Origin of the sequence: Buttiauxella sp. BIGb0552 (assembly GCF_004366275.1) — a bacterium.
Lineage (GTDB): Bacteria > Pseudomonadota > Gammaproteobacteria > Enterobacterales > Enterobacteriaceae > Buttiauxella > Buttiauxella gaviniae.
In genome coordinates this window covers 217,241-231,317 of record NZ_SODY01000005.1, presented here as the reverse complement: position 1 = coordinate 231,317, position 14,077 = coordinate 217,241, and the positions used below count along the sequence as shown (strand labels likewise).

The 14,077-nt window shown below is 50.9% G+C and carries 14 protein-coding genes; 12 read left to right on the top strand and 2 right to left on the bottom strand.

Annotated elements, in window-relative coordinates:
• The first annotated feature begins 1 nt into the window (after position 1).
• From livF to ugpQ, 6 genes are all read left to right on the top strand, one after another.
• Positions 2 to 715 carry a high-affinity branched-chain amino acid ABC transporter ATP-binding protein LivF gene (gene livF / locus EDF88_RS16245; protein WP_034499522.1) on the top strand — a complete coding sequence of 238 codons (714 nt, stop codon included), beginning with the start codon at positions 2 to 4 and terminating at the stop codon, positions 713 to 715.
• 202 nt (positions 716 to 917) lie between these two features.
• The gene (gene ugpB / locus EDF88_RS16240) at positions 918 to 2,237 is read left to right on the top strand and encodes a sn-glycerol-3-phosphate ABC transporter substrate-binding protein UgpB (RefSeq protein ID WP_134185842.1); all 1,320 of its coding nucleotides are present in this window, start codon (positions 918 to 920) and stop codon (positions 2,235 to 2,237) included.
• A 106-nt stretch (positions 2,238 to 2,343) separates the two neighbouring features.
• Entirely contained in the window at positions 2,344 to 3,231 is an 888-nt protein-coding gene (gene ugpA, locus EDF88_RS16235) for a sn-glycerol-3-phosphate ABC transporter permease UgpA (protein WP_064514631.1), read from the top strand.
• Positions 3,228 to 4,073: a sn-glycerol-3-phosphate ABC transporter permease UgpE gene (gene ugpE, locus EDF88_RS16230; protein WP_134185840.1), complete on the top strand. Its 846-nt coding sequence runs from the start codon at positions 3,228 to 3,230 to the stop codon at positions 4,071 to 4,073. Before ugpA ends, ugpE begins: the two co-directional genes overlap by 4 nt.
• Before the next feature lie 3 nt (positions 4,074 to 4,076).
• The gene (locus EDF88_RS16225) at positions 4,077 to 5,147 is read left to right on the top strand and encodes a sn-glycerol-3-phosphate import ATP-binding protein UgpC (RefSeq protein ID WP_064514626.1); all 1,071 of its coding nucleotides are present in this window, start codon (positions 4,077 to 4,079) and stop codon (positions 5,145 to 5,147) included.
• Positions 5,144 to 5,887 (top strand): glycerophosphodiester phosphodiesterase, encoded by a 744-nt coding sequence (ugpQ, locus tag EDF88_RS16220; protein WP_064514624.1) that lies wholly within the window; start codon positions 5,144 to 5,146, stop codon positions 5,885 to 5,887. Before EDF88_RS16225 ends, ugpQ begins: the two co-directional genes overlap by 4 nt.
• Here the strand turns inward: ugpQ and EDF88_RS16215 are convergent.
• Complete coding sequence (locus tag EDF88_RS16215) at positions 5,874 to 6,326, bottom strand: DUF2756 family protein (protein WP_064514621.1); 453 nt, start codon at positions 6,324 to 6,326, stop codon at positions 5,874 to 5,876. The two genes, ugpQ and EDF88_RS16215, sit on opposite strands and share 14 nt — an antisense overlap.
• A 252-nt stretch (positions 6,327 to 6,578) precedes the next feature.
• Here EDF88_RS16215 and ggt point away from each other — a divergent pair, with 252 nt between their 5' ends.
• From ggt to msrA, 3 genes are read left to right on the top strand one after another with little or no spacing between them, the layout of a single operon-like run.
• Positions 6,579 to 8,345, top strand: coding sequence for a gamma-glutamyltransferase (gene ggt, locus EDF88_RS16210; RefSeq protein WP_134185838.1), 1,767 nt, complete (start codon positions 6,579 to 6,581; stop codon positions 8,343 to 8,345).
• 31 nt (positions 8,346 to 8,376) lie between these two features.
• Positions 8,377 to 9,030 carry a peptide-methionine (R)-S-oxide reductase MsrB gene (gene msrB / locus EDF88_RS16205; protein ID WP_243839627.1) on the top strand — a complete coding sequence of 218 codons (654 nt, stop codon included), beginning with the start codon at positions 8,377 to 8,379 and terminating at the stop codon, positions 9,028 to 9,030.
• Positions 9,031 to 9,060: 30 nt separating this feature from the next.
• Positions 9,061 to 9,786: a peptide-methionine (S)-S-oxide reductase MsrA gene (gene msrA / locus EDF88_RS16200; protein ID WP_134185836.1), complete on the top strand. Its 726-nt coding sequence runs from the start codon at positions 9,061 to 9,063 to the stop codon at positions 9,784 to 9,786.
• Positions 9,787 to 9,819: 33 nt separating this feature from the next.
• On the opposite strand, the gene yhhY is transcribed toward msrA, so the two are convergent.
• A complete protein-coding gene (gene yhhY, locus EDF88_RS16195) occupies positions 9,820 to 10,323 on the bottom strand; it encodes an N-acetyltransferase (RefSeq protein WP_134185834.1) in 504 nt (167 codons plus the stop codon).
• A gap of 457 nt (positions 10,324 to 10,780) precedes the next feature.
• On the opposite strand from yhhY, the gene EDF88_RS16190 reads away from it, so the two are divergent.
• The 3 genes from EDF88_RS16190 to gntR all read left to right on the top strand — a co-directional run bounded on the left by EDF88_RS16190 (position 10,781) and on the right by gntR (position 13,862).
• Positions 10,781 to 11,818, top strand: a complete 1,038-nt coding sequence (locus EDF88_RS16190; protein WP_134185832.1) for an oxidoreductase — start codon at positions 10,781 to 10,783, stop codon at positions 11,816 to 11,818.
• 124 nt (positions 11,819 to 11,942) lie between these two features.
• Positions 11,943 to 12,638 carry a pirin family protein gene (locus EDF88_RS16185; RefSeq protein ID WP_134185830.1) on the top strand — a complete coding sequence of 232 codons (696 nt, stop codon included), beginning with the start codon at positions 11,943 to 11,945 and terminating at the stop codon, positions 12,636 to 12,638.
• A 228-nt stretch (positions 12,639 to 12,866) separates the two neighbouring features.
• Positions 12,867 to 13,862, top strand: coding sequence for a gluconate operon transcriptional repressor GntR (gene gntR, locus EDF88_RS16180; RefSeq protein ID WP_064514609.1), 996 nt, complete (start codon positions 12,867 to 12,869; stop codon positions 13,860 to 13,862).
• The last annotated feature ends 215 nt before the right edge of the window (positions 13,863 to 14,077 follow it).

The window sequence follows — 14,077 nt, the reverse complement described above, 5'->3', positions numbered from 1 at the left end:
TATGGAAAATATCATGTTGTCATTTGACCATGTGAGCGCCCACTACGGAAAAATCCAGGCGCTTCATGAGGTCAGTCTGCACATCAAACAGGGCGAAATCGTCACTCTGATTGGCGCGAACGGTGCCGGTAAAACCACTCTGTTGGGAACACTGTGTGGTGACCCGCGCGCTTCAAGCGGCAAGATTACCTTTGATGGTAAAGACATTACCGACTGGCATACCGCGCGCATCATGCGTGAAGCCGTGGCGATTGTGCCTGAAGGCCGCCGCGTGTTTTCTCGCATGACTGTAGAGGAAAACCTGGCGATGGGCGGCTTCTTTGCGGAACGCGACCAGTATCATGAACGCATCCAACGTGTTTACGAACTGTTCCCGCGCCTGCTGGAGCGCCGTATTCAGCGTGCGGGCACTATGTCCGGTGGTGAGCAGCAAATGCTGGCGATTGGCCGTGCATTGATGAGCCAGCCGCGTCTGTTGCTGTTAGATGAACCATCGCTCGGTCTTGCGCCAATTATCATCCAGCAGATTTTCGACACTATCGAACAACTGCGCAGCGAAGGCATGACCATCTTCCTGGTCGAGCAGAACGCCAACCAGGCGTTGAAACTCGCTGATCGCGGCTACGTGCTGGAAAACGGCCACGTGGTGCTGGAAGACACCGGTGATGCGCTTCTGGCTAACGAAGCGGTACGTAGCGCCTACCTCGGCGGCTAGTTTATCGCTTCAAACCTAAGGAGCCTTTTGGCTCCTTTTTTTATGACATTTTGCCTCCAGTCATAATTCCTTCACTTCATCGTAACGATCCTGTCACCTCACGGTTATTTTTCTGTCATTCGCGCATGTCATGTTTTGATGCGAACAAAAACGCGTATTTTCGCGCAACTTATTCAACTCAAAATAATTCGAGAGATAAGACATGACTGCATCGTTACGACACACCGCAATTTGCCTTGCGCTAGGATGCGTATTTAGCAGCAGCGCTATCGCCGCCACCTCCATTCCGTTCTGGCATTCAATGGAAGGCGAACTGGGCAAAGAAGTTGATTCACTGGCTCAACGCTTTAACCAGACGCATCCAGACTACAAAATTGTTCCGGTTTATAAAGGTAACTACGAACAAAACCTGGCGGCAGGGATTGCGGCTTTCCGCTCGGGTAATGCGCCAGCTATTTTGCAGGTTTACGAAGTAGGCACGGCGACCATGATGGCCTCGAAAGCTATCAAGCCTGTGTATGAAGTGTTTAACGATGCGGGCATTAAGTTCGACGAATCCCAATTTGTGCCGACGGTTTCCGGTTACTACACCGACGCGAAAACCGGGCATCTGCTTTCCCAGCCTTTCAACAGCTCCACGCCAGTGCTGTATTACAACAAAGATGCCTTTAAGAAAGCTGGCCTCAACCCGGACCAGCCGCCAAAAACCTGGCAGGACTTGGCTGAATACACCGCGAAGCTGAAAGCGGCAGGTATGAAATGTGGTTACGCCAGCGGCTGGCAGGGCTGGATTCAAATTGAAAACTTCAGCGCATGGAACGGCTTGCCGGTTGCGACCAAAAACAACGGTTTTGATGGTACTGACGCCGTGCTGGAATTCAATAAACCAGAGCAGGTGAAACACATCGCTCTGCTGGAAGCGCTGAATAAGAAAGGTGATTTTAGCTACTTTGGCCGTAAAGATGAGTCCACCGAGAAGTTCTACAACGGTGATTGCGCCATCACAACCGCCTCTTCCGGTTCGCTTGCTGATATCCGCCATTACGCCAAATTCAACTACGGCGTGGGCATGATGCCTTACGACTCAACCATTCCGAACGCACCACAAAACGCCATTATCGGTGGGGCAAGTCTGTGGGTTATGCAGGGTAAAGACGCCGCAACATACAAAGGCGTTGCCGAGTTTATGCAGTTCCTTGCTCAGCCAGAAATCGCCGCTGAGTGGCACCAGAAAACAGGTTATCTGCCAATTACCAAAGCGGCTTATGACCTGACGCGCGAACAAGGCTTCTACGAGAAAAATCCAGGTGCAGATATCGCTACGCGCCAGATGATGAACAAGCCGCCATTGCCATTCACCAAAGGTCTGCGTCTGGGCAACATGCCACAGATTCGTACCATCGTAGATGAAGAACTGGAATCGGTATGGACCGGCAAGAAAACCCCTCAACAGGCGTTAGATAGCGCGGTTGAACGTGGAAATCAGCTGCTGCGCCGTTTCGAGCAGTCGACGAAGTCTTAAGTTTTGTTGGTGTCGGATGGCGCTTCGCTTATCCGACCCACGAAAGCCGTTGTAGGGTGGATTAGCGCATGCGACATCCACCATTAATCTCTATAAGAGCAACACTATGTCATCATCTCGTCCGGTGTTTCGTTCCAGCTGGCTTCCGTATGCCCTTGTCCTGCCGCAACTGGTTATCACCATTATCTTTTTCATCTGGCCTGCGGGCGAAGCGCTGTGGTATTCACTCCAGAATGTCGATCCCTTTGGGCTTTCGAGTACTTTTGTCGGGCTGGATAACTTCAAACAGCTTTTCCACGACAGCTACTATCTCGACTCTTTCTACACCACCTTAATTTTCAGTGGATTAGTAGCGGGTAGCGGCCTGCTGGTATCACTGTTTTTCGCCGCCCTGACGGATTACGTGATTCGTGGCAGTCGTATTTACCAAACGCTCATGCTGCTGCCGTATGCGGTGGCCCCGGCGATTGCCGCCGTATTGTGGATCTTCTTGTTTAACCCTGGGCGCGGCCTGCTAACCCACGTTCTTGAGCAGTTTGGTTACCACTGGAACCACGCGCAAAACAGTGGCCAGGCGATGTTCCTCGTGGTGTTTGCTTCGGTCTGGAAGCAAATCAGCTACAACTTCTTGTTCTTCTTTGCCGCCCTGCAGTCGATTCCTCGATCCCTGGTCGAAGCCGCTTCCATTGACGGAGCAGGCCCGGTGCGCCGCTTTTTCAAGTTGTCGCTGCCGTTGATTGCCCCGGTCAGTTTCTTCCTGCTGGTGGTAAACCTGGTCTATGCCTTTTTCGACACCTTTCCGGTTATCGACGCCGCAACAGGCGGTGGGCCAGTGCAGGCGACCACCACGCTTATCTACAAAATTTATCGCGAAGGTTTTGCCGGACTCGATCTCTCCGCGTCGGCCGCGCAATCAGTGGTGTTAATGCTGCTGGTGATCATCCTGACCGTGGTTCAGTTTCGCTTTGTGGAACGTAAGGTACGCTACCAATGATTGAGAACCGCCGTGGGCTGACGATTTTCAGCCACACCATGCTGATTCTTGGCATCATCGTGATTCTGTTCCCGCTGTACGTCGCATTTGTGGCGGCAACGCTGGATAACGAAGCCGTTTTTCAGACGCCAATGACGCTGATTCCGGGCACGCATCTGCTGGAAAACATGGGCTATATCTGGACGCACGGCGTGGGTGCCAACAGTGCGCCATTTGGCCTGATGCTGCTGAACAGTTTTGTCATGGCGATGGTGATTACCATCGGCAAAATCACGGTTTCCATGCTCTCCGCTTTCGCCATTGTCTGGTTCCGCTTTCCGCTGCGTAACCTGTTTTTCTGGATGATTTTTATCACTCTGATGCTGCCGGTTGAAGTGCGTATTTTCCCGACGGTGGAAGTGATCGCCAATCTCAAAATGCTCGATAGCTACACCGGCCTGACGCTGCCGTTAATGGCATCAGCGACCGCGACCTTTTTATTCCGCCAGTTCTTTATGACGCTGCCTGACGAGCTTATGGAAGCGGCGCGTATCGACGGTGCATCGCCGATGCGTTTCTTCCGCGACATCGTGCTGCCGCTCTCAAGAACCAACCTCGCGGCGCTGTTCGTCATCACCTTTATCTACGGCTGGAACCAGTATCTGTGGCCGTTGCTGATTATCAGCGACGTTAACCTCGGTACGGCTGTCGCGGGTATTAAAGGGATGATGTCGTCTGGCGAAGGCTCTACACAGTGGAACCAGGTGATGGCGGCGATGCTGCTGACGCTGATTCCGCCGGTAATTATTGTTTTAGCCATGCAACGCGCGTTTGTGCGTGGCCTTGTTGATAGTGAGAAGTAACCCATGGCAGGATTAAAACTACAGGCAGTAAGCAAAAGCTGGGATAATAAAACCCAGGTGATTCAACCGTTAACGCTGGATGTGGCAGACGGCGAATTTATCGTGATGGTTGGCCCGTCGGGCTGCGGCAAATCAACATTGCTGCGTATGGTCGCCGGCCTAGAGCGTGTTACCAGTGGTGATATCTGGATTGATCGCCAGCGCGTCACCGAAATGGAGCCGAAAGAGCGCGGCATCGCGATGGTGTTCCAGAACTACGCACTTTATCCACATATGAGCGTGGAAGAAAACATGGCCTGGGGGCTGAAAATCCGTGGCATGGGCAAAGCACACATCCAGCAGAAAGTGGTGGAAGCGGCCCGAATTCTGGAGCTCGATGGTTTACTTAAACGCCGCCCGCGTGAGCTTTCCGGTGGGCAACGCCAGCGTGTGGCAATGGGGCGCGCGATTGTGCGCGATCCGGCTGTTTTCTTGTTCGATGAACCATTATCAAACCTCGATGCCAAGCTGCGCGTGCAGATGCGCCTGGAATTACAACAACTGCATCGCCGCCTGAAAACCACCAGTTTGTACGTCACACACGACCAGGTTGAAGCGATGACACTGGCGCAGCGTGTGATGGTGATGAACAAGGGCGTCGCCGAGCAAATCGGCACGCCAGTTGAAGTCTACGAACGCCCGGCAAGCCGCTTTGTGGCGAGTTTTATCGGCTCACCCGCCATGAACTTGCTGGAAGGGAATATCAGTGCTGATGGCTCACGCTTTGAGCTGGCAGGCGGCATGGCGTTACCACTGGGAAATGCGGCAAACCTGCAACGAGGACGGGCTGTAACCCTGGGTATCCGCCCGGAACATATTGCGCTAAGCTCACAAACCGCAGGTGGAATCCCCTTTATAGTGGACACGCTGGAGATGCTCGGCGCGGATAATTTAGTGCACGGGCGTTGGGGCGAGCAAAAAATGGTGGTGCGCCTGTCGCACCAGGAGCGCCCGCAACCCGGCAGCACGCTTTGGCTGCATCTGCCTGAAAATAATCTACATTTCTTTGATAAAGAAAATGGACAACGTTTATGAGTAACTGGCCATACCCAAAAGTCGCGGCCCATCGTGGCGGCGGAAAACTGGCACCGGAAAACACGCTGGCAGCCATTGATGTTGGTGCGCGCTACGGTCATACCATGATTGAGTTTGATGCCAAACTTTCACAAGACGGGCAAATCTTCCTACTGCACGACGACACGCTTGAGCGCACCAGTAATGGCTGGGGAATTGCGGGTGATTTGCCGTGGGATAAGCTGCTGAATGTTGATGCCGGAAGCTGGTTTAGCGGTGAGTTTAAAGGCGAGCCATTACCTCTGCTTTCGCAGGTTGCCGCACGCTGTAAACAGCACGGCATGATGGCAAACATCGAAATCAAGCCGTCGACCGGCACCGATACGCAAACCGGGCAAGTTATCGCTCTGGCAGCCATTGAATTATGGCAGGGGCAAACCGCACCGTTGCTGTCTTCGTTTTCTATCGAAGCGTTGGAGGCGGCGCAAAATGCCGTGCCTGAACTCCCACGCGGGTTGTTACTCGATGAATGGCGTGATGACTGGCGGGAACTGACCACCCGACTTGGCTGCGTTTCCATTCACTTGAACCATCAATTGCTTGATGAGTCTCGTGTGAATGAGCTTAAAGCGGCGGGACTGCATATTCTGGTTTATACGGTGAATGCTCCCCAACGAGCAGCAACGTTGCTGCGCTGGGGAGTTGATACCATTTGTACCGACCGTATTGACCAGATTGGCGCTGATTTTACGGCCCAATAGTTTTCAGCGGAATACTCGGCTGTAATGGCGCTGAGTGATTACTTTGGTTAAGCATGCTGCCATTGCTTTTCGGTTGCAGCATGTGATCCTGACTGCTTGTACTGCTACTTCCACTCAACATCCCGCCGTTGTTATTTGGCAACACCTGCTGCGTTCCTACTTCCATCTCATTCGGCAGCGTTTTTTTCACCTTAAAGACGTCCTGCTGGGAATTATTGTTTATCTGCCCTTCCAAATGCTGTTGTTGCATACGCGTCTGCGTTTGTAACTGCTGATTCAACATCCCTTTTTGCTGTATCTGCTGCGTTTGCATCTGCTGCTGCATGCGTTGCTGACTTGGGATCTGGTAATCCGGTTGGTTTGGATTATTCAGGGTATTAATCGGCTGTGCCAAACAGGTCAATGGCAGCACAGCCGCCAGCATGAGTATTTTTTTCATCTTCACTTCCTCCATTTGGGGGATCTACTAAGTTTAATCGTTTTCCGTAGTTGCGAAGATTATTTAGGAATTATGGACCAGGCTTTATGGGCGATTGACTCTAAAACCCGTCGTCTTTCACGTTACAGATGCGTTGGCTACGTTCACTCACCCGAATCACTTAGTCCACTAAGCTCATCGGGATTCGTTCGCTTGCCGCCTTCCTGCACCATGAAATCCATAGGGTTTTATAAATATATGGAGAAAACAACGATGAAGCAGTGGAAAAATATTCGTTTAGAAATTCTGCGCTGGATGACCGTTCCCGTGCTGATGATAGGACTGTGCCTCTGCGTTAGTGCTGCGCCCCCTCCGGTTGCAGCTCCTGTATCTTACGGTGTTGAAGCGGACGTATATCACCCGGTACGTGCTGAAAATGGCATGGTGGCCTCGCAAGATTCACTCGCAACACAAGTGGGTGTCGATATCCTTAAACAAGGTGGCAACGCGGTAGATGCCGCCGTTGCCGTGGGCTTTGCGCTAGCGGTAACACACCCGCAGGCGGGTAATATTGGTGGCGGCGGCTTTATGATGCTGCGAACCAAAGATGGTAAAACCACCGCCATTGATTTCCGTGAAATGGCGCCAGAAAAAGCCACGCGCGATATGTTCCTCGATGCGCAGGGCAATGCTGACAGCAAAAAATCCCTTACTTCTCATCTTGCTTCAGGCACACCAGGCACAGTGGCAGGCTTCTCAATGGCCCTGGAAAAGTACGGTACTTTGCCGCTCAACAAAGTTATCCAGCCCGCCATCAAACTGGCGCAAGATGGTTTCACAGTGAATGATGCACTGGCGGAAGACCTGAAAGTCTATGGCGCGGAAGTGCTTCCTAATCATCCAAACAGCAAAGCTATTTTCTGGAAAGCTGATGGGGAACCGCTGCAAAAGGGCGACAAACTGGTGCAGACGAACCTCGCCAAAAGCCTGGAGATGATTGCCGAAAATGGCCCTGATGCCTTCTATAAAGGGGCCATTGCCGACCAGATTGCCGATGAAATGGCAAAAAATGGTGGGTTAATTAGCAAGGCCGATCTGGCGAATTACAAGGCTGTCGAACGTGCGCCAATCAGCGGTGACTACCGTGGCTACCAGATTTTCTCTATGCCTCCCCCGTCATCTGGCGGCATTCACATCGTTGAAATCCTTAATATTCTGGAAAACTTTGATCTCGGTAAATATGGTTTCGGCAGTGCCAATGCGATGCAGCTTACCGCTGAAGCTGAAAAATATGCTTATGCGGATCGCTCGGAATACCTCGGTGACCCTGACTTTGTGAAAGTGCCGTGGCAGGCGCTAACTAACAAAGCCTATGCCAAATCACTGGCGGAACAGATAGACATCAACAAAGCGCGCCCGTCGAGTGAAATCAAACCCGGTAAACTCGCGCCGTATGAAAGTAACCAGACCACTCATTTCTCCGTGGTGGATAAAGATGGCAACGCCGTTGCAGTGACCTATACGCTCAATACTGTATTTGGCACCGGCATTGTTGCAGGCAACACCGGCATTCTGATGAATAACCAAATGGATGACTTCTCGGCTAAACCGGGCGTGCCGAACGTTTATGGGCTGGTCGGTGGCGATGCTAATGCCGTTGGGCCGCATAAACGCCCGCTGTCGTCGATGTCGCCAACTATTGTGGTGAAAGATGGCAAAACCTGGCTGGTTACAGGTAGCCCGGGCGGTAGCCGAATCATCACTACTGTGCTGCAAATGGTGATGAATACCATCGATTATGGAATGAACGTCGCTGAAGCAACTAATGCACCACGTTTCCATCATCAATGGTTGCCTGATGAGTTAAGAGTCGAAAAAGGCTTTAGCCCGGATACACTTAAGCTGCTGAAAGATAAAGGGCAGAACGTCCAGGTGAAAGAGGTGATGGGCAGTACGCAAAGTATTATGGTTGGGCCAGATGGTTCGCTATATGGCGCTTCTGACCCGCGTTCGGTTGATGATCTCGCCGCTGGTTATTAATCAATAACACCACTCCTCCCGCTGGGGAGTGGTGTTTTCGCAGACTATTCCTTTCATTACTCATCTCGGCGCTGATAACTCCAGTTGTCTCAAAAAGTTTAATCTTTCGGGAGGATTCGGAGACTTGTTCTTTTGTAGTTTGGTGACATCAGATACTGGAAAAGTTGAGGTAATGATGATCAACCGACGTAATTTCCTGCTGGGAAGTAGTGTGGTTTCAGGCGTGGCGTTGATGGGGTTGTTACCATCGCTGTTTTCCCGCAAAGCTGTTGCGCAGGCATTGGCTGAAAAATTTGAATTCACGCTAACAGATGCCCAGTGGCATCAACGCTTAAGTGACGCGCAATTTTATATTTTGCGCGAAGCGGGCACCGAGCGGCCCTATACCAGCCCATTGAATGATGAGCACCGCAAGGGTGAATTTTCCTGCGCCGGATGCAAGCTTCCCCTTTTTTCTTCAGAGACTAAATTCGACAGCCATACAGGTTGGCCGAGTTTCTGGCAGCCTTTACCCAATGCAGCACTCACCAGCCGGGATATTTCGTTGGGTATGGTGCGCGACGAAGTGCACTGCCGCCGCTGCGGTGGGCATCTCGGGCATGTATTTGATGATGGCCCAAAACCCACGGGCTTGCGCTACTGCATGAATGGGTTGGCGATGATATTTACTCCAAAAGCGGTTTAAGTCAGGCATAACCTGTAAGTGAGTCTCTCCATGAAAATTAACCGAAAAAGTATTCTGTCTCTGCGTAATTACAGCTTAATTGTGGGCCTGGTGGCGGTATCCGCGTTTGCCTTTCAGAGCAGTGCCTGGTCGATGGGAGGAGCTGAACCCGCTGTGGTTATTCCCGCGCCTGCACGCGATGAAGCACCTGGCTCATCACACAGCGAAACTGCGTTGTTCTCTGGTGGCTGCTTCTGGGGAATTCAGGGTGTATTCCAGCACGTTAAAGGTGTGACTAACGCAGTATCTGGCTATGCTGGTGGCGATGCGCAGACCGCGAATTACGATCAGGTTAGTAATGGCGATACGGGCCATGCGGAAACTGTCCAGGTCACTTACGACTCAACTCAGGTGACGTACGGTGAATTGCTGCATATCTTCTTTTCTGTTGGCCATAATCCAACCGAACTAAATAGACAAGGTCCGGATACCGGAACGCAATATCGTTCAGCTGTGTTTCCGATGAATGCGCAGCAGTCCGAAGTGGTGAAAGCGTATATCGCACAACTGAATGGCAGCCATAGTTACAGCAAGCCGATAGTGACGAAAGTGGAAAGTAGTGGGCATTTTTATCCGGCGGAGGCTTACCATCAAAACTTCTTAAACGACAATCCGAATCACCCGTACATTGTGGTGAATGATTTGCCGAAAATTAAAGAATTGCAGCAGTACTTTCCACACAACTACCGTGAGCAGGCTGTACTGGTAAAAGAATAAATTAAGCGGGGGAGGTGAACTCCCCCGTGGCCTTTACTGCATGTTCACTTTGTGGCGCGCCATATAATACGCATCCACATACTGCCCATCACGTAACGCGAAGTTTTTGCCTGTGCCTTCAATCTCAAAGCCGAATTTGCGGTAAACCGAGAGTGCAGGTGCATTATCAACAAACACTGTCAGCTCAATACGGTCGATACGCAGCCAGTTATCACACAGGTCGGTCATCGCGGCCATAAGCGCGCTGGCAACGCCTCTGCCTTGATAGTTGCTATCTACACCCATACCAAATGTCGCGACGTGGCTACGTCGCGCAGACTGCTCAACCATCAACATAAGCTGGCCAACAACTTTGCCATCAATACATGCGACCAGGTTACGGCTGCCTGGCTTCAGGTCGGCCATCCGATCGATGAACAGTTTTAGCGGAGGATGAGGAATATGTAGCGTGTCACGGTATAGCGCAGGCTGGGCATAAATTTGCTGCAGGGATTCTAAATCTCCGATTTCCGCGTGACGAACTACGATTTCACTCATTCCTTTTATCCTCAATTGGTTAGGTAACCCCTTCAACATTATTGACTTTTTAATTTTCGTCAACTGCCAATTTTTTCTAAAAAAAAGTAGACAAGTGCGAATGATAATGATTATTATTGCCATGCGTTCAGGGGAGACCCCTACGGAGACATCCTGAAAGCACGACATTGCTCACATTGCTTCCAGTATTACTTTAGCCAGCCTTGTGCTGGCTTTTTTTTGCCCTGCTTATTTGAAGCTGTAGCTGTGTTGGCTGCACTCACTCACCCGAATCACTTACATAAGTAAGCTCATCGGGATTCGTTCCCTTGCCGCCTTGCTACAACTCCAACTAATTTGGGCAAAACCCTCGATCTTTATTATAAAAACATTGTTTTCGTAGGACGGCTTAGCGCCGCGACATCCGCCAAAGACTCAAGTATGGTAATTGCAATTCAAAGTCAAAAAGGACGAAGCAATGACCCTACACTGCGCTTTTATAGGTTTTGGCAAAAGTACCACGCGTTACCACCTCCCTTACGTTCTGGTCCGCAAAGATAAATTCCACGTTGCCCATATTTTCCGCCGCAATGAAAAGCCGGATATCGAGCAGCAGCCGGAATATAACCACATTCATTTCACCAGCGATCTGGACGAAGTGCTGAACGACCCGCAGGTCAAGCTGGTGGTGGTTTGCACCCACGCGGATAGCCACTTTGATTACGCGAAACGCGCGCTGGAAGCAGGCAAAAATGTGCTGGTGGAAAAACCGTTTACCCCAACACTTGCTGAAGCCAAAGAGTTGTTCGAACTGGCGAAAGCCAAAGGGCTGACCGTCACGCCTTACCAGAATCGCCGTTTTGACTCCTGTTTCCTGACGATGAAAAAAACCATCGAAAGCGGAAAACTTGGCGATATCGTTGAAATTGAAAGTCACTTTGATATGTATCGCCCGGTTGCGGAAACTAAACCAGGGCTGCCGGCAGATGGTGCGTTCTATGGCCTCGGTGTGCATACCATGGACCAAATCATCTCGCTGTTTGGCCGCCCCGATCACGTTGCCTACGATATTCGTAGCGTGCGTAATAAAGCCAACCCGGACGATACTTTTGAAGCGCAGCTTTTCTATGGCGATATGAAAGCCATCGTCAAAACCAGCCATTTAGTTAAAATCGATTACCCGAAATTCCTGGTTCACGGCACCAAAGGTTCGTTCATTAAGTTCGGCATCGACCAGCAAGAAACCAGCCTCAAGGCTTACATCATGCCGGGTGAACCGGGCTTTGCTGCAGACAGCAGCGTAGGCGTGCTTGAATATGTCAACGACGTGGGCGAAACCGTGCGCGAAGAGCTGAAACCGGAAGCGGGAGACTACGGGCGTGTATACGACGCACTGTACGAAACCATTGTTAACGGCAGGCCAAATTACGTCAGAGAAATTGAAGCATTAACCAACCTTGAGATCCTCGAACGTGGTTTCGAGCAAGCTGCACCTTCTACTGTGACCCTCGCTTAACCAGAAATTTTACGCCTCTGACTCGTTCACTTTTTTTGAACAGAGGCGTCAATTTTCACCCTCTATGATCATTTCCGATTCGGGTCCACACTTAGCCCATCAAACGAATTGCGGAGAAATGAAGATGATCTTTTTAAGAAAAGCTGAAGAACGTGGTCATGCGAATCATGGTTGGTTGGATAGCTGGCACACCTTCTCATTCGCTAACTATTACGATGCCAATTTCATGGGTTTCTCGGCATTACGTGTGATTAACGAAGACGTAGTGGACGCTGGAGAAGGATTCGGTACCCATCCGCACAAGGACATGGAAATCCTGACCTATGTGCTGGAAGGCGCGGTTGCACACCGGGACAGCATGGGGAATGAAGAGAAGGTTCCTGCGGGTGAGTTCCAGATTATGAGCGCCGGCACCGGGATTACTCACTCCGAGTACAACCCAAGCAAGACTGAGCGCCTGCGTTTGTACCAAATCTGGATCATTCCAGACAAAACTGGCATCACGCCGCGTTACGACCAACGTCGTTTCGATGCACCGCAAGGCCGCCAACTGGTGCTTTCACCGGATGCACGTGAGGGTTCCTTGCTGGTGAATCAGGATATGGAACTGTCGCGTTGGGCGCTGGCGAAAGACGAACAATCTGTTTATCAGATTCCGGCTGAACGCCGTATCTGGATTCAGGTCGTGAAAGGTGATGTGTCGATTAATGGCACTCAGGCCAAAACCAGCGATGCTATCGCCGTGTGGGATGAACAAGCGATTTCGATTCATGCCAATAGTGAAAGTGAGATTCTTTTGTTCGATTTACCTCCAGTCTAATACCCGTCATCCTTCAGGTTGCAGCGGTGTTGGCTACGTAAATTCGCCCCAGTCACTTACTTTAGTAAGCTCCCGGGGACTTATTTCCTTGCCGCCTTGCTGCACCCCGAATGATTTTGGGTATTTAAATGCATAATTACCGGTCACAACCTTCCTCGGAAACAGGGGAAGGTTGTGCTTTGTCCGTGCTAAACTTCGTTGTCGATAGTTAACCCGCACAGCAGGACAATGAAAAAGAAAAGACCGGTATTACAGGACGTTGCAGACCGCGTTGGCATAACCAAAATGACGGTCAGTCGCTTTTTGCGTAACCCTGACCAGGTTTCCGCTGCGTTACAGGTAAAAATTGCCGCAGCCCTTGATGAACTTGGCTATATTCCGAACCGCGCACCAGACATCCTCTCCAATTCTACCAGTCGCGCAATCGGCGTGTTATTGCCTTCGCTTACCAACCAGGTTTTCGCTGAAGTGCTTCGTGGTATTGAAAACGTTGTCGATGCTTACGGCTACCAGACCATGCTTGCTCACTACGGCTACAAACCGGAGTTGGAAGAAGAGCGTCTGGAATCAATGCTTTCCTGGAATATCGACGGTCTTATCCTTACCGAGCGTACCCATACTCCGCGCACCTTAAAAATGATTGAAGTGGCGGGTATCCCAGTTGTTGAATTGATGGACAGCATTTCGCCGTGCCTGGATATTGCCGTAGGGTTTGATAACTTCGAAGCAGCACGCCAGATGACTGCCGCCATTATTGCGCGTGGCCACCGCCATGTAGCGTATCTCGGTGCACGTCTTGATGAACGTACTGTGATTAAGAAAAAAGGCTATGAGCAGGCGATGAACGATGCCGGCCTTGTGCCATATAGTGTAATGGTCGAAAACTCCTCCTCATATTCCACCGGTATTGAATTGTTCCGTCAGGCCAGGCGTGAATATCCGCAGCTCGACAGCATCTTCTGTACTAACGATGACTTAGCCATCGGTGCGGCATTTGAATGCCAGCGTCAGGGCTTGAGTATTCCAAAAGATATGGCGATTGCCGGTTTCCACGGCCACGATATTGGGCAGGTAATGGAACCGCGTCTTGCCAGCGTACTGACGCCGCGTGAACGTATGGGGCGTATTGGTGCTGAGCGTTTGCTGGCGCGGATACGTGGCGAAACTGTTACGCCGCAGATGTTAGATTTAGGTTTTACTCTCTCTCCCGGCGGTTCAATTTAATTCCCCCGTCATACTTCAAGGTGCAGGTGTGTTAGCTGCACCCGCGCGCCCCAGTCACATAGTTATCTATGTTCCTGGGGACTTACGGCCTTCCTGCACCTCGAATTATTTAGGGGGAATGGCAGTATTTTTTGATTTGGTTCACAATTATACGCTTTGCAAGCTAATGGTTATTGCTTATTGCGCAATCAGCTTAGACAATGTTACCGATAACA